The organism is Komagataeibacter sp. SM21 (assembly GCF_041402665.1).
Classification (GTDB): Bacteria; Pseudomonadota; Alphaproteobacteria; order Acetobacterales; family Acetobacteraceae; genus Komagataeibacter; species Komagataeibacter saccharivorans.
This window is the reverse complement of sequence record NZ_JBGLOV010000027.1, coordinates 1-18,009: the sequence shown is the minus strand read 5'-3', so window position 1 is coordinate 18,009 and position 18,009 is coordinate 1. Positions and strand designations below refer to the sequence as shown.

Genomic DNA, 18,009 nt, shown 5'->3' with positions numbered 1-18,009 from the left:
TTTTATGGCCCACGGTGACGATGCAGCGTGACGAGGATTACCGGCTTGACTGGGGGCGGCGCTTTGATGCCATCCTCGCCGATGAGTTTCAGGACGTGAACCGCCTCCAGTACCAGTGGCTGCAGCTACTCAGCCGGGACCATGGCGATATCTTCGCGGTAGGCGACGACGCGCAGTCGATTTACGGCTGGCGTGGGGCCAATGTGGGCTATACCCGCAATTTTATCAATGACTTCCCCGGCGGCACGATGATCGCGCTGGAACAGAACTTCCGGTCCACGGGACATATCCTCTCGGCGGCCAATGCCGTGATCGCCCTTGATTCCGGTCGCCTGGAAAAGACCCTGTTTACCGCAACCGGGGCAGGGGAGCCGATTGAGGCCGTGGAATTCAGTGGCGGGCTCGAGGAGGCGCAGGGCATCGTCTTCGAAATCGGTCGCCGGCTGCTCGAAGGCGTGGCGCCCGACGACATCGCGATCCTCTACCGGTTCAATTTCATGTCGCGCCTGCTCGAAGAACAGCTTCTGAAAGCGAAAGTTCCCTACGAACTGGTCAATGACACCGCGTTCTGGCAGCGCGGGGTCATCCGGGATGCGCTGGCATTGCTCAGGCTGGCCTCATGCCCGGACGACATGCATAGTGATGAGGCGTTCCGGCGTGTGATCAACCAGCCCGCGCGTGGGGTTGGGGCAAAAACGCTCGCGAAGATCGAGGCGGTGGCGGAACAGGATTATGTGTCGCTGTTTCAGGCGGCCGAGCAGCTCTTTGGCAGCGCACGGGGCAGGTCTGCTGACAGGGTGCGGGCATTCCTGTCCACCATCCGCGAAATCAGCGCGTCGGGGGATGCCCCGCTGGCGGAGCGTCTCCGTGAACTGCTTGACCGGACGGGGTATGCGGACATGTACCGAGCGGCGGGTGAGGACGGGCGCGCCGCGCTGGAAAACCTTGAGGAACTGGTCGGTCTCTGTGCTGAGTTCGCGACCCTTGCGGATCTCTTCGATCATGCGGCACTTGGATCGGTCTCGGGGCAGGCATCCGGAGAAGGGAGGGTCCGCCTGATGACGATCCATGCCGCGAAGGGACTGGAATATGGCCATGTCTTCCTGATGGGCTGGGAAGACCGGCTGTTTCCATCCGCCACCAATCCGGACGCTGATGAGGAGCGCAGGCTGGCCTACGTCGCCCTGACGCGGGGCCGCCGGCGCGTTGCGGTCACCTGGTGTGCATGGCGCGGTGGCAGGTTTGCCGAACCTTCGGTATTCCTGTCGGAAATACCGTCCGGGGCCCTATGTCGTGGCTGGCTGAGAAACCGCCTCAGGGGGACGGCCTCGTCCCTGTCGGGGCGCAGGGTCTGAATGCAGGAAGGAACGCCGTCAGCATGGCCGTTACAGCAAAGCCCGCAATGCAGACCGAGGCGACGGCGGCCCGTACGCCGGGCCACGCATGGGCCCATCAATGCGAAATCTGCGGCGAAGGTGCGGCGTTCGGGTGCGCCGACCGCCAGGGCGTGACGCACTGGTTCTGCGGCGATCATCGCCAGGAGGGCGAAAGACGCACCCGGCGCGTGTGACACCCTTTTTTCCTGCCCGGCTGCATGGACCCACAACCGGGCGGGAAATACTGCCATCATGAAAAACGCTCTCGATACATGTGTGGCATATGCGGGCGGTTCGCCGGCTTATGCCCATGGAAAGCTCATGCAGCTCGCACAGGTTGCAGGACGGGAACTTGATGGACATGGGAACCGGGTTGCCGCCATCGCGCCGATCGTTTTCGATGCCGCCGGTCTGCCCACGGGACTGCGCCACCTGCTTCTCATTGGCGCCCGGCTGCATGATATCGGCAAACGGTGGGTTCCGCCTGCCATCCTGTATGCGCCGCGTCGGCTGACAGCCCCCGAATGGACGATCATGATGCGCCATCCCGCTTACGGCATGACGATCGTCGGCAGGCATGTCGCGCACATCCCCCGCATCGTCCGGGACTGCGTTCTGCTGCACCACGAACGCTGGGATGGAAGCGGATATCCGCATGGTCTGGCCGGGCCGGATATCCCGGTCATGGCCCGTATCGTTGGCATTGCGGATTTCATCGACGCACTGGCCTCCCGGCGCAGCTACAAGCCACCCGTGCCCATGGATGTGGTGCGCTCAATCCTTTTGCGCGAGCGGGGCAGGATGTTCGATCCCTATCTGACCGACCGGGCGATACGGCATTACGACCGGATCATCGCAGCCCGGCTTGCGCAATCGGGCAATACAGGAACGGAAGGGAATTCTGGCCATGTCTGACTGGATCACGTTCGGTAATGGACGCAGGGGCCGGCGTAGCTGGGACATGGATCCTCGCATGGTGGAGAGATGGCAGCGCCTTCTGGCGGCTGCCCACGGTGCGGACAGACGCCCCCATTGCGACTGTCTCCATGAGGGCCACCATCTTGAACTGGTCGTCAGGCGGGCAGAGCGGCTGCAGGCCGGAAGGCAGGTGGAGGCCTATCATATCGCGCGTTTCCCAGGGCAGGGGGCACTGCATCACCCTTCCTGTCCGTTCCATGAAACGGATGTCCGCCGGAGCGGGCGGAGCGGGTATGAAGAGGGTGTCGTCCGGGAAATGGCGAATGGCGACCTGCGGGTTGCGTTGCGCCGTGGTCTTCGTATCCGTGACACGGCGGATGTGCCCCCGGCAGTCGCCCCCACCGCCGGGGCGGCAGCCAATGGCGCAGGGGGCGCGCCGCGACAGGCGCGCATGACCGAGCTTGGTCTGTTGCATCTCCTGTGGGAACAGGCGCGTTTCAACACCTGGAGCCCCGATATCGGTCGGCGGCGCAGGTGGTGGACAGGTGTAAGACAGGCGCTGGTGACGGCAGCTGGCGACATCACCACAGGGCGCAACCAGCATCTTGGGGACCGGCTCGCCATGGTTGGCTATGGCGATAAGGATGGTCCGGCGCTTCTGCGTCGCACGGCGCGCTCCTGTGGCGATACATGGCGTATCCTGCTGCTGGGCGTAGTGGACTCCATAACGTTGCGCAGGGGGCGGCAGGACACTGGCTTCGTTTCGATCTGCTTCGACGGTGCAGCGGGATATGACCTGCGTGTATCGGCACATGCCGACTGGAAGCAGCGCCTTGCCCGGCGTTTCCCCATGGCCATGGCGGCGCTGGGTCAGCCGCGCGGACAACGCGCGATCCGGGTGATCGGGCTTGTTACTGCGACGGTAAGGGTTGGTTGTGATGGCGATCGGGTTCGGATCGGGGCATGGGCGGATGATGTGGCGCTTATGGAAGTGGAGCCCGATACGCTGGTCCCGGTTGCGAGCGCTCCGGAACTTGCTGTCGCCAGTGATCTGGTGAAGGCGCGTCGGGCGTTCGTCAAGCCCCTGCGCTTTGATGCGCATCGTGATGTCGTACATCCTGACTTCGTGCTGACCGACACGGCTGACCAGCGCGGAACGCCGATGGAGGTCTTCGGGCGTGACGATGAGGCTTACGCCGCCCGGCGCCAGGAGAAGATCCGGTATTACAACGACGTTTATGGGCAGAATGAGTGGTGGTGCTGGAATGCCGCGGCTGCGCCGCGCAACATTCCGCCATTTCCGCCTGCGCTGAATCGGGGTGACAGGCCCGGAGCCTGAACCGGTCGGGTTAACGTCACGATGACGGAAAGGGGCTGTAAAGACCGATCCTGCGCTCCCTGTCCGCACCCACAAACGAGCGCCCCATACTTCAGGCATACAAACCTGGAGGAAAAAATGGCGCGACGTTCGGTGCGCCGGCCAGTGCCGGTGCCATATGCACGTATGAACGAGACAGACCGGGAGCGTGCGCGGGGGCTGATACTCGCCCATGTCCGTAATGCGCTCGTGGCAGGTCCCCATGCGGTCCTCGAACTGAGGAAGGGCCTGCCAGCCGAGATCCTCGGTGCATTCCCGGTTGTCCTCGGTGAAATGGTGGAGGCGGGGGAAATCGCCTCCATGGGCCACAGCGTCTACGCGCGTGTTCCATGGATGCCTGCGACGCGGAAGGTCGTGGCGTCACCGGTCAAGGACATGGTTTTCGCGGCCCTCTCGGAACTGGCCAGGGCAGGCAGCCTGCCTTCCGAACTGGCGGAGAAGCTGGTGTTGCCCGTCAGGGAGGTGGAACGCGCGCTCGAAGCCCTTGAAGGCGAAGGCGTGGTTCATGAAAGCCGCATACCGGGCCGCTACCGTCCGGTGAGCCGCCGGATGGCGTCCCATGTGCGTCGTGGCGCGGCGGGCCGTGTGTTTGCTGATGTGCTGTCCCATGCCTGAGGGGGCGACAGTGACACTCCCGCTCCCGTTGCGGCATGTGCCTGCGGCGAATGGGCGTTACGACAGTGGTCGGCGGATCAGGGCAGGCGCCCTCATCCGTGCCAGTCTGGTCGATATCGGCTGGCCGCTTCGTCAGGCGGCCCGGCGGTCAGGATTCAGCCGCAACCGCGTCGGGGAGTTTGCGGCGGGGGAGCCTGCCGATCCTGAATTCGTCGCGTGGCTGTGCGCGTTGCGCGCCATCCATAAGCGGTTTTCTTCGCCCTTCGCCCGGTCGATCACTGTCACGGGCAATCGGCCGCCTTATCGGCGACGTGAGGTGTACCGGGCGATTACGGTTATCGGCTGGTCGACCAGGCTGCTGGCTGAACGGATGGGCGAGCACCGCACGGCCCTGTTGCGCCACCTTGGCCGGGGAGGCGCGCTGGAGCCGCGGGCGTCGCGCTGGCTGGAGCTGCTTGAAACGGGGCATGAGACCTATCCCCGTCCGGAATATCGGGTTTTCACAAAAGATACGGAAGGATTCTCCCATGTTTGATGAGGGTGAAGCGGATGGCGGCGCGGGTGCCGCTTCTGTCGGCGGGATCGCGGCCGACCGGCTGCGTAGCGTAATTGAACGCGTGGAGCGCCTTGAGGAAGAGCGCAAGGCATTGGCTGGTGACATCAAGGACATCTACACCGAAGCAAAATCGGCAGGTTTTGATGTGAAGACCATACGCCAGATCATCCGGATCCGCAGGCTGGAGCCTGCGGCTGTGGAAGAGCAGGAGATGCTTCTGGATCTCTATCGCCGTGCGCTGGGAATGTGAGGGGAATAACGGTGATCCGCCAGTTTAATAATGCTTCTCGTCTGGTTCGCAGGCTGATCCAATGGTTTCGACACGTTGAGACCGAGCGTAGACGTGCTGAAATTATTACCAATAATGTAGGTATCACAAATTGGGAGGGCGATTATCCATCGCCCTGGTTTGGCGAAGGCACCGGGAAAGCCGATCGTCGTGAGGTGTGACACTCAGATGGAGATTTCAGTCAGACTGCATCGGATCGACCATGCGTTGGTCCGGCCCCGTCCCGTTAGAGCAGACCGGCGCGGCATACAGATTGCCGCGCTCTGTCTCCTGCTGGCGAGTGATGCATTCGATGGCTTCTCGGTCGTCGATCAGCTGGGCCCGACTGTCGTTCCCTTCGTCCATGCGCCCTTCCTGCCCATGACCTGGCCATTACTGGTGGTGGTCGTGCTGGTTTCCCTTGTGGCAGGACTATGGGCCGGGCGGGAATTGCGCGACATCCGAGCATCCATGCCGGTCGTGGGCCGATGGCGGCATTTTCTACGCTTTGGGATGTTCGGTGGCGCGGCGCTCGGGTGTCTTATGGCGCATTTTCTGTGCTGAATGTCATGCCAGATCCTCCAACCAGTTTTCGATCTTAAGCCCTCTGATGCGGCTAAATTCGCGTACGTTGTTCGTTACCAACGTGACTTTGAGAGTGTAAGCGTGGGCCGCGATCAGCAAATCATTCATGCCGATTGTTTGCCCTGCTGCTTCGAGTTCGGCGCGTATGCCGCCGTATTCGCCATCGGCCGGAATATCGAGTGGCAATATCGGTACAAAAGCCAGCACGCTTTCAACGCGGGACAGGAGTTTTGCCGAGCCCTTTTTTGCACACCCATATCGCAGCTCGGCCGCCACGATAATGCTGGTGCAAAGATCACCCGGATCGAGACGTTCGATGCGTCGTGCCGCAAATCCGGATGGATTGCGGACAAGATCGCTGATGATGTTGGTATCAAGAAGGTAGGCGCTCACAGGATATCTTCCGGTCTGGCGGCTACATCATGGACGTCTGGAAAATCGTCGTCAGGAGCTAATGGCGACTCTTCGCGCCAGACAGCAAGAAGTTCGTTCAGTGTAGAAGGTGCCTTGACGGGCTCAAGAATCAGCCTTTCACCGTCGCGGCGGATAAGCACCCGGTCTCCAGGTAGTTCAAATTCCACCGGAATGCGAACTGCCTGACTGCGATTATTCCTGAAGAGTTTTACCTCCCGTGGGCGCGGATTGATTTCAGGGATTGGCACGGTTGGTTCCTCCATGTATATCCCGAATTGTATATGTCGCGCGATGGGAACACAAGGTTTTTGGTGGCTACGACTGACGGGCCTCTTACTGGGTGGATCTGCAATCCACCACCGTTTGAGCAGCCCAGATATTCCTAAAAGCTACTCTAACTCGAGATCGGGGCCTACAATCTGACCGCTTTCTCTCTTTATTACCATTGACCTGACATTCTGGTTTCCCCCCATTACCGTCATCTGGACATGGCCTTCATCTCGGGGCAGCAACATGCCCTCAACTGAGCCCCCCTGCCCTTTTCTCCTGCGCCCGCTTACGCCGGAGCACGCCCCTCTACGCCTGCGTACGAAGCAGTTGATTGCGGGTGTCAGGCACCCCGATTTGAACCTACCGGCCATTAAACCCCTAAAATGATGGGGAATTTGATAGGCGTGTAGTGCGGGGTGCCACAAAAAAAACCGCCGAGTCAGCGACTTAGCGGGGCTTTTTTGGCATTTCTGGTTCCGGGGGCCTGCAACCGAAGAAAACTGCTGCTTGTCAGCGGGTTCGTTGAAAGGCTCGTTGCATGACATAGTCGATTGATAAACAATCGTTTTTATCAATATTTTGTCTCGCCTCAGCCTTGCCGGTCAGACCGTGTCAGTCAGCCAGTTTTCGGTTCGAAGACCCTCCACCCGCTGAAATTCCCGCAGATTGCCGGTCACCACAATCAGCCCTTTGCTCCGGGCATGCCCGGCAATCATGAGATCATATGGACCTATGATACGCCCATTCCGTTCAAGATCGGCCCGAATGTCCGCCGTATGGGCGGCCGCTTCACTGTCGAATGGCAAGACCGCCAGCCTTACCGCGAAGTGCTCGACCTCACGCCTTGTGCGCACAGGATCAGACGAGCGTTCCGCGCCATAAAGCAGTTCATACAGAACCACGTCCGAGATGCAGAGTTCCTCCGCACAGCTGTTGAACCTCGGACGCAACCCCTGCGGTCGATCCCGCAACACCCGGATACAGAGGTTCGTATCCAGCAGATAACGCAGCATTCAGAGCGCCTCGCGTTCCTGCATGGCTGGCTGGTTCCGCTCCCCCAGATCCACCCCGTGGGCCGCAAAGAAATCATCCCACGCCGCATCGGCCGGAGCGATGATCCGCCGAGACCCTTCGGACACGATGACCACCTCGCGTACCTGCTCCCCGAAGGCGACCATCTTCGGCAGACGCACTGCCTGCGAGCGGTTGGATAGAAAGAGTGTCGTACGGGTCAGCATCGGATACCCCTCCCTATGGATATATATCATGTATATCCCATTTGGACGTTGATGTCCCGTATTTTTAGGGCCCTACGCACCGACTGCATACAAGCGGGCCGGATGATACAGTAGATCTTCCGCCCGCCCCATGATGGTCTCGCTCTCCTCTCTCTCTGAAAGACAAAAAGACAGCAGTCATGACAGACAGGCCACGAACACGGAGCAACGCTTTCGCTCGGGCAGAAGAACGGGGACGCCACCTGGCAGCCACCATTTTGTCAGAGCAGGACATGCTGACGGGTGAGGCTTTCGCCCACTACCTTGGCCTGACTGTCTCAGACCTGCATGATATGGAACAGGCCCATGCTGTCCTCGTTCTGCCAGGACCTTCACCGCGGGAATCGCGCTATCCGGCCTGGCAGATCAGCGCGACGGGACAGCCCTTCCCTGTCCTGCCGGTGCTTTTCGAGACTCTGGGCGACAGCGGATGGACCATTTACCGCTTCCTGATGCAATCTCATCCTGAACTTGCGGGTCAGACAGCCCTGGAAGCGCTTCGCGATGGCCGGGACGCACTGGTCATCCGGCTTGCCCACAGCATTGCGGAAGGAACCTTCGCCTGACCGCCCTTGCTGGTCGAACCTCTTCACTTCACCCCTCGCACATCCTGCGGGCCCACAACGTGAAGCGTGGCCCCGACTGTCCAGCTGCCGGTGTCATGGCAAAGCGACATTCTCTCACCCTTTTCCGATTACGCCTATTTACGCCGCGTCCCGCCCTTCTACCCGGGTCAGTTCTCAGTGAAAATTAACAGCCGGTTGGATGCAGGCAGACACAAGCCATACGATAGTTCTGGACGCGTCAATCAGACTACATGCGGATTCTGTATTGCGGCGGGGCTGACTCTGGCCACGGCGGCGACCCATCTTCCCTTCAGGCGCCTGTATGATGATTCGATGAACGGATGGACCGTCGATCCCGCGTGCCCAGTGGCATGCCTCAGCTAACCGATAGGCTATGAACCGGCCAATGCTCGCCGGTATGGCCTGGTGAAACAGAAAGGATCGTAATGGATGCGCGTTCTTGGACATCCCTGAGCGTACGTGAGGAATTCGTGTGCTTCAAAGCACGCAGGCCGTTCTGCTACGGCATCACGAATTACATCGCCGCCACCCTGTCGGCCAACCTCCTGCTAGCGGTCGGGACCGGCGCGCCAGCCCACGATCAGGTCGTGTGGGATTTGCTGACGTTCCGTCCGACCGCGATCCGGGATAATGCTTCGGAACTGATCGCCCTGGCCGACGGCACAGGTAGTGGGCGCGGTATCGGTACCACGTTGACATCCGATCAAGCCCAACCTTTTCTTCAGAATCTGGCCGCGCGCACCAGCACGATTGCCGCAGTCAGCGGTCCGGTGGACTATATCACCGATGGTGTGACCACTCTGACCCTTTCCGGGGGAGACGCTCGCCTGACACTTATGTCACCGGGGCGGGGCGCACTAGGCGCTTACAGCGGCGTTATTGCCAACGCGGGATCCAAGCCAGAAGCGGTGGCTGCGGCCCATGCGCTGTATGCCGAAGCCGCGCATAGAGTCAGTGCAGCCCGCGAAACCGTCAGCTTCGCGATCGCGTTTATCGATCATCTCTCCGTGATCGAGGTTTATTTGCCTCAGGATCCCTAAAAATAGGTATCTAGTCCTGATCGTGCATATACCTGCTTATTTTTACGCAATCGATGCTGGGACATGGAGCGATTACGGATCCTGCCATGCATGCTAAAATAAAGACCGACAACCAGCAGGGTGCTGACCAGACAGTTGCCCATGCCCAGCAACCCAACGCCAAGGAAATGCCCATTGCGCCCAAGCAACCCGGAAAGCGGGGTCACACTGGCCTGTGATATCATCCACGCCCCACTGCACAGGGTCGCCAGCCTGCCGCTCGGATCCATGCGGCAAGCGATGCCGATCAGATTGGGATAAATGAAAAACCACAATGCATAATTAAGCAGGAACGCCGTGCAGTAGGCGGAAATGCTCCATGGAACGGCCTGCACGACGCAAGCCAGCGCGGTCAGGAGGACGGCGGGCGCCAGCAGACGGAAGGCTGCCCTGCCATCCCCCAGCAGCGAGCCTGCGATACACATTGCAAGGCCACCTATATTGGCAACCGCCGCAAGCCAGCCAAACGCCGTATTCGTCAATCCAGCCAGATGCCCCACATGGGCGGAAAATGGCCATATGGCCAGACTGCCACTGGTATAGAAAACAACGGCGGCAATGATGAACCGGGAATGAACACACGACCGTTCGCCTGACCGGGTTATGGAAACACGATGAGACCGGGGTATGCTCGATCGGGAGGTCGTAAACCCCATAAGGGGTAGGAGGAAAACGACCAGCAGCGCCAGAAAGCCGAATACCCCTGTCCTACCCCCGAGTGCCGCCGCCTGCGGCAGAAGCAGGCTGGCGATGGTGAACACCACGGTCTGCACGATCATGACTAGCGACAGCCTGCGTGCGGGCGCATGCGACCGGGCTGAGCCGATATTGACCACAGCATTTAGCATGCCCAGTCCCGTCCCGGCCAGCAGGCGCAATGCCAGTAGTATACCATAGCTGGCCACAATGGCAGAAGCACCTTGAGCCATGACGACCATGATACCCGCCACCAGTGCCACCCGGCGCAGGTGTAGACCCGCAGCCCATGGCGAGATACCGAACATGGACCCGGCATAGGCCACCATTTCGACCGTGCTCCAAATTCCTGCCTGAAAAGTGTTGAGGTGTAGGTCGGTCATGAGCGCACTGACCGCGAACGGTCCAAGCGAGTTCATGCTATGGGCCGCGCAGTCAGCGGCGCTGATACCCACCCATTCCCATCGTCCGGCAGTCCCCGCTGGTGCGCGAAGTTCGTTGGTACTGGTCATAGGGAACGGAAGACCTCAAAGCCAAAGCTGCGCAGTTCACCGGGATAGCGGCTGATATTGCCGTTGAAAAATTCCCCAAATGCATTAGTATACGTCAATTGATTGGTGATGTTATGCATCCAGAAGGCCACTTCAGTTTTCTTGTCCAGCGAATGCCAGGCTACGCGTACATTGCCCATAAGGACTGGTTTCTGTGAAAAAGCGTTGCGGACAAGAGCCTGCGCCTGCGCGGATGAAAGCAGCGCACCCGGTGTGGTGGGCGTGACGTCTGACCATGCCTGAAAACGGTAACGGCTGGTGTAACGCCAGTCTGTCTGGAAGGCGAAGTCACCGAATGAGACGGGCAATGTGTAACTAAGCAGCAGATTGGCGGTGACACGCGGCGCGCGCTCCAGCGGTTGTCCGGACAGATTGACCGGATTGCCGCCATTGAACGGCGTGGGCGCGCTGGCATTGGTAAAGCTGGTGTAATGGGCGTCCTGATAGGTTACACCAAATGTCGCGAGAAAATTGTCCAGCGGTCGTACCTGCCCCTCGAACTCGAAGCCGTTGGATACGGCGCTGGCGGCATTGGTGGTGTGCGTACCGGTATTTTGCAGGATCGTGACCTGCATGTTGTCGTAGTCGTAATGGAAGCCGCTCAGGTTGATCTGGGCGCGTCCCTTCCATAGCCGGGCTTTGACTCCACCTTCGTAATCTGTCAGCGTTTCCGGGTTATACAGGCTAAAATCAGACGCCGTGGCGACATAGGTATTGTAATTGCCAGTACGGAACCCCCGCGCATAGCGCAAATAGCCCATGATGTTGCTGTTGAAGCGGTATTTAAGGCTGGCGTCCTCACTGTCCCTGTTGAACGTCTTTTTCAGCGTCGGCCCGCTGATGGCGCTGCCTGTCGCGGGATCGATATAGGTGTTCGTATTGGTGTTGATGTAGGTCAGCACCCGGTCGGATGTATTATAGGGGTTGCCAGCCTGCGTGGCATAGGCCCACGCCTCGCCATTGGCCTGACGGGTTTCCGATGTGAAACGCGCGCCGACATCCAGCGTCAGCCTGGGCATCAGGTCAACCGAAATGGCGGAAAATACGGCTGCATCCTGCGTGTTGATATTGAAACTGGACGCGTTGCCGCCCGCGCCAAAATCAACCGGGCTGTAGAGTGGCTGCTGGCTGTAGGACTGGGTCAGGTTGCGCATGTAATAGACACCGCCGATGTAGCGTATCTTTTTGCTCTGGGGCGATGCGACGCGGATTTCATTGCTTAGCACACGCGCGACGCCGCCGATGTTTTCCTGATAGTCGATCGGGGCAGGACTGGCGTCATCGTCGGAAAAGACATTGAAGTGATTCCATTCCAGCCCGAAAATATCCGTCAGTGTCCAGCCATGGGCAAAGGCGTACTGCGCATTGACCGACAGCCCCGACCGGCGCGTTGTCGCGTCACTCCGGCCATTGTTCTGCAGGTTGCGGGCCGATGTCTGGGCATAGCCCTGATCATCCTTTCCCCCGGCCAGCAGGCCCACATGGTCCAGTTCCACATCGGTCTTGTTGCGCCCGATATGACCTTTGACGAGTATGCTTAGATTATCAGTGGGCTTGGCCAGTATCTCGCCACGCATGTCGTAATACTGGTAACCGTTGGCATCTTCCTTCCGGTAACTATCATGGTATTGGCCGGAAAAATCCTGGTTGGTGATGGCAAAGCGCGCCATCAGGCGATCCTTGACAATAGGGCCGCCAATCGCCCCTTCCTCCCCCAGCCGCCCATAATTGCCAGCCGTGCCCCGCACGTAGCCGTCCAGATGATTGGTGGGTCGTTTGGTATAGTAATTGACGGTGCCCGCTGTGGTATTCTTGCCCTGCAATGTGCCCTGCGGGCCACGGAATACCTCGACATGGTCCAGATCATAGATCGGTACCCCCTGCGAGGCCCCACTGTCCAGAAACACTTCATCTTCCGACACGCCGACCGCCGTGGTCATGTTGGCCGAGAAGTCATTCGTGCCGATACCGCGCAGACGATAGCGCGGATTGGCGGAGCCTGATGTGGTTTCGGCCATAAGCCCCGGTACGTCATGGGCCAGGGTCAGGGCATCCCGCACGCCCGTAGTCTGCAATGTGTTGCCGGACAGGGCGACGATGGAGGCAGGAATGGTGCTTGATCGCTGGGTCCGCCGCGTGGAGCGGACGGTTATTTCCTCCACGCCGCCTGCGTCTTTCCTTGCCGGTCTGCCGCTGGCCATCGTCGTTGCGGGAGCATGGCGCGGCGATTTTGCCCGTTTTGCGGCGGGTTGGGTATCGGTCAGGTCTGCCGCAAAGGATGCACAGACGCAGAGCAGCGTGCCAACCGAAAGGGCGAAGGCGAATGTCGTCACATACGACAGGGTGGGAATACGGTTCATGGCGAATGTCTCACCGGACGCTGGGAGGATAAAGGCGCGCTTCAGCCTCAAGCGTTTCTAGAGGCTTGTGATTACGGATGTATGCGTTGTGGGCATTAGGCAGGGGCTGGTAGTCCCAGTGCGTACAGGTCCCCATCGCCAGAGCGCGGCTGACCAGTTGCCGCCGTTTCTGGCTGGCAATGACATCGCGGGTAATGCGGGCATAATCCCATTTCTTGTGCGTTTCTTCCCTGAAGGCCGCCAGTATGGCTACCGCAGCATTGCTGCCATTCAGATTGCGGGTTTCATCCGGATCATCGTTCAGGTCGAAAAGCTGGTCGGGTTCGCCGGGGGTATGGATGAACTTCCATTGCCCGCGGCGAATCATGCTCACGGGCGCTGTCGTGCCTTCCCCGCAATATTCGCCAAATACGCCATCATGGCCGCCTAATCCATTCAGATGGGGAACAAGGCTGCGGCCATCGGTGCGGGGTGCAGGTGGCGCTCCCGCCAGTGTGCACAGCGTCTCTCCCACATCCACCAGCGAGACCGCATCGCGTACGATGCGGGGACGGAAAAAATCCAGGCCGCTGAATATCAGCGGCACGCGCGACGCCCCTTCATGAAAAGACATCTTGTACCACAGACCGTGCTCGCCCAGCATTTCACCATGATCACTGGTGAATACAATCACCGTGTTGCGGTCCAGCCCCGTTTCCTGCAGCACCGCGCGCAGCCGTCCTACCTGATGGTCGATATAGGAAATCGCGCCGAAATAGGCCCGCCGTGCACGCAGGGCTGCCTGTGGCGTCGCTGGGTCGGCCGCAATGCCGCACGCCTCACGTATGCGGATAACGGCGGGATGAGGATCCTGTGCAAGGTCCACCTGAGGCGACGGAATGGGGACATCAGCATACCGGTCCCACCATTCCTGCCCGATATTGAACGGGTCATGTGGATGGGTGAAGGAGACCAGCATACAGAACGGTCGCCCATCGCGCGTACGGGCCAGATCATACAGCTTGCGGCGGGTGGCGAAGGCGACTTCCTCGTCATAATCGATCTGGTTGCTGCGTACGACCGGACCGGCCTGATGAACTGAATCCATGGAATGGTACCAGTCAGGCCGGATTTCCGGGTGCAGCCAGTCAGGCACCCAGCTGAAATCGGCAGGGTAGATGTCGGTTGTCAGGCGTTCCTCAAACCCGTGCAACTGGTCCGGCCCGACAAAATGCATCTTGCCCGAAAGGATGGTCCGGTACCCTGCAAGTCGTAGCCGGTGGCCGAATGTCGGGGTATCGGCATGCCATTCACAGGCATTGTCATATACGCCGCTTATGGTGGGCAGGAGGCCGCTCATGAGCGCGGCCCGCGACGGACCGCATAACGGGCTGTTGGTATAAGCGTTACCAAACACCACGCCCTGCCCTGCCAGATCCGTCAGGTTGGGGACGATGACGGGCGATGGATCGCGACCGCCCAGAACTGCGGGCAGCAGCGCCGCCGTTAACTGATCTGCCAGCACTACAAGGAAATTGGGACGGTTGGGCTGCTGCTCGGGCATGGTTCTCTTCTCACGGATATACAACGAACTAAGATAGTGATTTGTGTTATGGACTTAATATGCGACATTAAATGTGATTTGTGATGTTGTTTTGTTCTTATATCTTGTATAATTAATAATTATGACGGATTACACGGTTGATTATCTGATGGGCAATGCGCGGGTGCTCGAAGCGGCAGGCCGTCTGGGCAGTTTCAGCGCTGCTGCGGCCGAACTGGGCATGACCCAGCCCGCCGTCAGTCAGCAGATTGGCCATATCGAACGTGTCGTCGGTATGCCGCTGTTCATGCGCAGGCATCGCGGGGTTGCGCTGAATGAGGCTGGCCGCACGCTGGTCGCCGCGGCGTCGGAAGCACGGGCCACCATCAGGACCGCGCTAGAACAGGCTACGGCCGTTAGCCGGGATAGGGCCCTGAATGTGCTGACAGATTATGGTTTTGCCGCCAACTGGCTGATTTCCCGCCTGCCGGATTTTGAAAAAATCTGTCCGGGCGTAAAAATCCAGATCCTGACAACCCAAGCGCTGCAGGCCCAGCCCCCCTTGGGGATAACGGCGGATGTCTCCATCCTGTTTGAGGCTGCCGTCCGTAAATCAGGCGAAAACCGCATTACGCTGTTTGATGAGGAAGTCTATCCGGTATGCAGCCCCGCCTACGCGCGCACCTATGGCCCTTTCACGACACTGGCTGATCTGGGACGTGCACATCTTTTGCACCTGAATGGACACGAGAACCTGTGGTTTACATGGACGGACTGGTTTGCCCGGATGGACCCGGATCTGTCAGCACGGGGCAGCCAGAAGACGGCGCGTTTCCGGACTTTTGGCAATTATCCCCTGCTGCTGCAGTCTGCCATGCAGGGGGAAGGCATCGCGCTGGGGTGGCGGCCGCTGGTTGATACCTGTCTGGAAAGCGGCGTGCTGGTCAAAGTCTGGCAGAAACCACTCAGAAGCCGCAGGGGCTATGTGCTGACGGCCCGCACACCGCGTAGTAGCCAGGCTGAGCTGTTCTGTGACTGGCTTGTCAACCTCAGCCGCATGAATATCTGACCAGAATGTCCGGCAAGAACCTGTCCAGGACTGATGGAATAGTCCAGCTCGGCTTCTTCCAGAAACTGAACTGCCCCGGGTTTACCGGAAAATAAACCCTATGGCCGATTGACCCAGCCCCTGAAATGCCCTCGATTTGAAGTAAGGTCTGTCCACTGGAGACAGACGATGAAAAGATCACGTTTCACGCAGGACCAGATCATTGGGATCCTGAAGGAGCATTAGGCGGGCGCGACGGCTCAAGGCTCCTGAAGAAGAGAACGCGAAGCTGAAGCGGCTCCTGGCGGAGAGCGTGATGGACATCTCGACGCTGAAGGACCTGCTGACAAAAAACTCGTGACGCCCGGTTTGCGGCGGGAGGCCGTGACCTGGGCGATGACCGAACGGGATTACTCGCAGCGGTGGGCTTGCCGCCTGATCGGCATGGACCCGAAGACGTGGCGCTATGCGTCACGCCGTCCGGATGATGCCGAGGCACGCGGTCGGCTGCGCGATCTTGCGGGCGAACGACGCCGGTTCGGCTACGCCCACGCCGACGGCCGTGAAAAGCAGCAGTCCATAGCTGCCACCATCAAGGCGAAGGAGCAGGACGATCGTCAGAAGCGCCAATGCCATTATCATGGAGCGTCTCAGGCCAAGTCGCCGTTCCAGCATATGCCCAAGCGGAGACAGACCGCCCATGCATAGGACTGGAAGTGTGGTCAGCAAGCCCAGTTCGGCGTTGGAGATGACAAGAGTTCGTGCGATCCGGTCGAGGATGGGAGAGAGGGCCGCAATTCCGGTACGCAGGCAAATACCGGCACCGAAGATCATCAGCCAGGGCAGAAGCGTTTTGGCGGAACGTGTCATGCCCTCTGCTATACAGGCTGATTTTTTATCAATCGCTCGACAGAATGCCATAGACTATCGAGGATATGCCAGATGAAGCAATCCCGATCTCTGCAGGCCAGCAGTCTTGCTGATCGCACACCGCCCACAGAGCTACGTCCAGTGCGCGTGCATGCGGAGCATCATGTGGAAGCTGCGGATGTCGAGCCTCATTGTCACGCTGGTCTTGGACAGCTTCTGGCGATCACCCGTTTCCAGGAGGTAGCAGCCCAACGGGGACTGGCGGAGAAAGATACGCCATGACCCGAGATCGAGGCTGCCGTTCTGCCAATTTTTGCACAGGTTTCTGTTGGCTATGATGTTGCAACGCCGGAAGATATAGCGAACGCGGCAGTCTTTCTCTCAAGCCCGCTTGCAGCTTATATCACGGGAGTTAGGGCCCGGACTCATAACCAGTAACTGACGGCCGCGACGAGGCAGATGGCGGCGTGGAAGTTGGTGGCATTGCGATCGTAACGTGTCGCGATGCGGCGGAAGTCCTTGAGGCGGTTGAACATGCGCTCAATGGCATTTCGCGTCCGATAAAGGACCGGCGAAAAGCAGTTCTTCCAGACCCGGTTGACCTTGGGCGGGATGTTCGGCGCGGCGCCCTTGTCCTCGATCTGTCGACGCACCGCGTTGGTGTCGTAGCCCTTGTCGCCGTGGATCAGCCGGACGTTCGAGACTTGCTCCAGTAGCGGGGCCGCTGCCGTGCAATCCGCGACGTTGCCGCCGGTCAGCACGAAGGCGACCGGCCGGCAGGCGGCATCCGTCAGCGCGTGGATCTTGGTCGTGCGCCCGCCACGCGATCGGCCGATGGCCTGGTGTCGCTCCCCCTTTTTCCGCCGGAGGCGCAGCGATGGGCCTTCACGGCAGAACTGTCGATCAGAAGTTCGGCAGGCGGTCCACCGCTCTGCGCCAGCGCCTCGAACAGGCGCGCCCAGACGCCTTTCGCAGCCCAGCGCTGAAACCGATTGTAGAGCGTTTTGCGCGGGCCATACGCGGACGGCGCATCTTTCCACCGCGCGCCGGACAGCATGATCTGAATGATGCCACTGATCACACGTCGATCATCCACACGCGGCTTGCCACGCGTATCGGTAGGCAGATGTGGCGCAATCCGCGCAAACTGTCGGTCCGAAAGCCAGAAAAAGTTAGCGTCCATCGCTCATCTCCTTTCAGAGACAGCGAATCACAGGCCGCTCACAATGGGAATCCCTTTATGGGTCCGGGCCCTAGAACACGGTAGAGCGTACAGAAAATGGGGCGACGGTTGGGGGAAGGGGCCGACATTGCGCGCTCCGGAAAACAGGGGGGATGTTGCCTCATACTAAGCCCCATTTTCTCAAAAGTACATGGCGCCGTCTGTCGATACACGCGGCCGCATCGTCAGCGTATCGCTCGGCATATGGACTGCGTGGGCGATGATCCGTTCCTGACTGGCTATGCGTCACAAGGGCAGCCTCTCGCCCGATCGGAAAAGCAGTAAATTACGGGTGGCCCTTCGGGTTCGCTCGCCAAGCTTCTCCAGACGGCTGCGCCGCCAGGAGAAGTCCAGCCCCCTGCGGGGTCTGTCCGCGTTCGCGCTAATGCTCCCCCACATCCCTGTCCACGATCGGCA

The 18,009-nt window shown here is 59.8% G+C and carries 20 protein-coding genes and 2 pseudogenes; 13 read left to right on the top strand and 9 right to left on the bottom strand.

Features of this window, described 5'->3' with window-relative positions:
- From ACBR42_RS15635 to ACBR42_RS15595, 9 genes are all read left to right on the top strand, one after another.
- Positions 1-1,355: ATP-dependent helicase (locus ACBR42_RS15635; RefSeq protein WP_371208619.1), on the top strand; the 1,355-nt coding region annotated here is incomplete at its 5' end.
- Between the two features lie 23 nt (positions 1,356-1,378).
- Positions 1,379-1,570 carry a hypothetical protein gene (locus tag ACBR42_RS15630; protein ID WP_371208618.1) on the top strand — a complete coding sequence of 64 codons (192 nt, stop codon included), beginning with the start codon at positions 1,379-1,381 and terminating at the stop codon, positions 1,568-1,570.
- 58 nt (positions 1,571-1,628) lie between these two features.
- Positions 1,629-2,291, top strand: a complete 663-nt coding sequence (locus ACBR42_RS15625; RefSeq protein ID WP_371208617.1) for an HD-GYP domain-containing protein — start codon at positions 1,629-1,631, stop codon at positions 2,289-2,291.
- A gap of 58 nt (positions 2,292-2,349) precedes the next feature.
- Complete coding sequence (locus tag ACBR42_RS15620) at positions 2,350-3,633, top strand: DUF1173 family protein (RefSeq protein ID WP_371208616.1); 1,284 nt, start codon at positions 2,350-2,352, stop codon at positions 3,631-3,633.
- 165 nt (positions 3,634-3,798) lie between these two features.
- A complete protein-coding gene (locus ACBR42_RS15615) occupies positions 3,799-4,287 on the top strand; it encodes a hypothetical protein (RefSeq protein ID WP_371208615.1) in 489 nt (162 codons plus the stop codon).
- A 10-nt stretch (positions 4,288-4,297) separates the two neighbouring features.
- Entirely contained in the window at positions 4,298-4,822 is a 525-nt protein-coding gene (locus ACBR42_RS15610) for a transcriptional regulator (RefSeq protein ID WP_371208614.1), read from the top strand.
- Complete coding sequence (locus ACBR42_RS15605) at positions 4,815-5,093, top strand: DUF2312 domain-containing protein (protein WP_371208613.1); 279 nt, start codon at positions 4,815-4,817, stop codon at positions 5,091-5,093. The genes ACBR42_RS15610 and ACBR42_RS15605 overlap by 8 nt, the downstream gene beginning before the upstream one ends.
- 11 nt (positions 5,094-5,104) lie before the next feature.
- Positions 5,105-5,293, top strand: a complete 189-nt coding sequence (locus ACBR42_RS15600) for a hypothetical protein (protein ID WP_371208612.1) — start codon at positions 5,105-5,107, stop codon at positions 5,291-5,293.
- A 7-nt stretch (positions 5,294-5,300) separates the two neighbouring features.
- Complete coding sequence (locus ACBR42_RS15595; protein ID WP_371208611.1) at positions 5,301-5,675, top strand: hypothetical protein; 375 nt, start codon at positions 5,301-5,303, stop codon at positions 5,673-5,675.
- A 3-nt stretch (positions 5,676-5,678) separates the two neighbouring features.
- Here the strand turns inward: ACBR42_RS15595 and ACBR42_RS15590 are convergent, their stop codons facing one another.
- The 4 genes from ACBR42_RS15590 to vapB form a co-directional block, all read right to left on the bottom strand.
- Positions 5,679-6,089 (bottom strand): type II toxin-antitoxin system VapC family toxin, encoded by a 411-nt coding sequence (locus tag ACBR42_RS15590; RefSeq protein WP_371208610.1) that lies wholly within the window; start codon positions 6,087-6,089, stop codon positions 5,679-5,681.
- On the bottom strand, positions 6,086-6,358 hold the full coding sequence (locus tag ACBR42_RS15585; RefSeq protein WP_007396086.1) for an AbrB/MazE/SpoVT family DNA-binding domain-containing protein: 273 nt from the start codon (positions 6,356-6,358) through the stop codon (positions 6,086-6,088). The genes ACBR42_RS15590 and ACBR42_RS15585 overlap by 4 nt, the downstream gene beginning before the upstream one ends.
- A gap of 624 nt (positions 6,359-6,982) precedes the next feature.
- Complete coding sequence (locus tag ACBR42_RS15580) at positions 6,983-7,393, bottom strand: type II toxin-antitoxin system VapC family toxin (RefSeq protein WP_159264190.1); 411 nt, start codon at positions 7,391-7,393, stop codon at positions 6,983-6,985.
- The gene (gene vapB / locus ACBR42_RS15575) at positions 7,394-7,618 is read right to left on the bottom strand and encodes a type II toxin-antitoxin system VapB family antitoxin (RefSeq protein WP_075624224.1); all 225 of its coding nucleotides are present in this window, start codon (positions 7,616-7,618) and stop codon (positions 7,394-7,396) included.
- 272 nt (positions 7,619-7,890) lie between these two features.
- On the opposite strand from vapB, the gene ACBR42_RS15570 reads away from it, so the two are divergent.
- Positions 7,891-8,223 (top strand): hypothetical protein, encoded by a 333-nt coding sequence (locus ACBR42_RS15570; RefSeq protein ID WP_371208609.1) that lies wholly within the window; start codon positions 7,891-7,893, stop codon positions 8,221-8,223.
- Between the two features lie 446 nt (positions 8,224-8,669).
- A complete protein-coding gene (locus ACBR42_RS15565; RefSeq protein ID WP_371208608.1) occupies positions 8,670-9,284 on the top strand; it encodes a hydroxyethylthiazole kinase in 615 nt (204 codons plus the stop codon).
- Here the strand turns inward: ACBR42_RS15565 and ACBR42_RS15560 are convergent.
- From ACBR42_RS15560 to betC, 3 genes are read right to left on the bottom strand one after another with little or no spacing between them, the layout of a single operon-like run.
- Positions 9,281-10,531, bottom strand: a complete 1,251-nt coding sequence (locus ACBR42_RS15560) for an MFS transporter (RefSeq protein WP_371208607.1) — start codon at positions 10,529-10,531, stop codon at positions 9,281-9,283. The two genes, ACBR42_RS15565 and ACBR42_RS15560, sit on opposite strands and share 4 nt — an antisense overlap.
- On the bottom strand, positions 10,528-12,930 hold the full coding sequence (locus ACBR42_RS15555) for a TonB-dependent receptor (RefSeq protein ID WP_371208606.1): 2,403 nt from the start codon (positions 12,928-12,930) through the stop codon (positions 10,528-10,530). The genes ACBR42_RS15560 and ACBR42_RS15555 overlap by 4 nt, the downstream gene beginning before the upstream one ends.
- A gap of 10 nt (positions 12,931-12,940) precedes the next feature.
- Positions 12,941-14,473, bottom strand: a complete 1,533-nt coding sequence (gene betC / locus ACBR42_RS15550; protein WP_110560939.1) for a choline-sulfatase — start codon at positions 14,471-14,473, stop codon at positions 12,941-12,943.
- Positions 14,474-14,594: 121 nt separating this feature from the next.
- Here betC and ACBR42_RS15545 point away from each other — a divergent pair, with 121 nt between their 5' ends.
- Positions 14,595-15,521, top strand: a complete 927-nt coding sequence (locus tag ACBR42_RS15545) for a LysR substrate-binding domain-containing protein (RefSeq protein ID WP_371208605.1) — start codon at positions 14,595-14,597, stop codon at positions 15,519-15,521.
- Between the two features lie 168 nt (positions 15,522-15,689).
- Positions 15,690-16,046, top strand: a pseudogene (locus tag ACBR42_RS15540) (IS3 family transposase); the annotation flags it as partial.
- On the opposite strand, the gene ACBR42_RS15535 reads toward ACBR42_RS15540, so the two are convergent.
- Together ACBR42_RS15535 and ACBR42_RS15530 are read right to left on the bottom strand one after the other, a co-directional pair.
- Positions 15,972-16,370 (bottom strand): MFS transporter, encoded by a 399-nt coding sequence (locus ACBR42_RS15535; RefSeq protein ID WP_371208620.1) that lies wholly within the window; start codon positions 16,368-16,370, stop codon positions 15,972-15,974. The pseudogene ACBR42_RS15540 and the gene ACBR42_RS15535 overlap by 75 nt on opposite strands.
- Before the next feature lie 425 nt (positions 16,371-16,795).
- Positions 16,796-17,553: pseudogene (locus ACBR42_RS15530) on the bottom strand (IS5 family transposase).
- Positions 17,554-18,009: the final 456 nt, after the last annotated feature.

Bases quoted from the DNA above. Each gene is read 5' to 3' on its own strand.
- ACBR42_RS15630 (WP_371208618.1), top strand. From the start codon at position 1,379: ATGGCCGTTACAGCAAAGCCCGCAATGCAGACCGAGGCGACGGCGGCC.
- ACBR42_RS15625 (WP_371208617.1), top strand. From the start codon at position 1,629: ATGAAAAACGCTCTCGATACATGTGTGGCATATGCGGGCGGTTCGCCG.
- ACBR42_RS15620 (WP_371208616.1), top strand. From the start codon at position 2,350: ATGGTGGAGAGATGGCAGCGCCTTCTGGCGGCTGCCCACGGTGCGGAC.
- ACBR42_RS15615 (WP_371208615.1), top strand. From the start codon at position 3,799: ATGAACGAGACAGACCGGGAGCGTGCGCGGGGGCTGATACTCGCCCAT.
- ACBR42_RS15605 (WP_371208613.1), top strand. From the start codon at position 4,815: ATGTTTGATGAGGGTGAAGCGGATGGCGGCGCGGGTGCCGCTTCTGTC.
- ACBR42_RS15595 (WP_371208611.1), top strand. From the start codon at position 5,301: ATGGAGATTTCAGTCAGACTGCATCGGATCGACCATGCGTTGGTCCGG.
- ACBR42_RS15580 (WP_159264190.1), bottom strand. From the start codon at position 7,393: ATGCTGCGTTATCTGCTGGATACGAACCTCTGTATCCGGGTGTTGCGG.
- vapB (WP_075624224.1), bottom strand. From the start codon at position 7,618: ATGCTGACCCGTACGACACTCTTTCTATCCAACCGCTCGCAGGCAGTG.
- ACBR42_RS15570 (WP_371208609.1), top strand. From the start codon at position 7,891: ATGCTGACGGGTGAGGCTTTCGCCCACTACCTTGGCCTGACTGTCTCA.
- ACBR42_RS15565 (WP_371208608.1), top strand. From the start codon at position 8,670: ATGGATGCGCGTTCTTGGACATCCCTGAGCGTACGTGAGGAATTCGTG.
- ACBR42_RS15560 (WP_371208607.1), bottom strand. From the start codon at position 10,531: ATGACCAGTACCAACGAACTTCGCGCACCAGCGGGGACTGCCGGACGA.
- ACBR42_RS15555 (WP_371208606.1), bottom strand. From the start codon at position 12,930: ATGAACCGTATTCCCACCCTGTCGTATGTGACGACATTCGCCTTCGCC.
- betC (WP_110560939.1), bottom strand. From the start codon at position 14,473: ATGCCCGAGCAGCAGCCCAACCGTCCCAATTTCCTTGTAGTGCTGGCA.
- ACBR42_RS15545 (WP_371208605.1), top strand. From the start codon at position 14,595: ATGACGGATTACACGGTTGATTATCTGATGGGCAATGCGCGGGTGCTC.
- ACBR42_RS15535 (WP_371208620.1), bottom strand. From the start codon at position 16,370: ATGACACGTTCCGCCAAAACGCTTCTGCCCTGGCTGATGATCTTCGGT.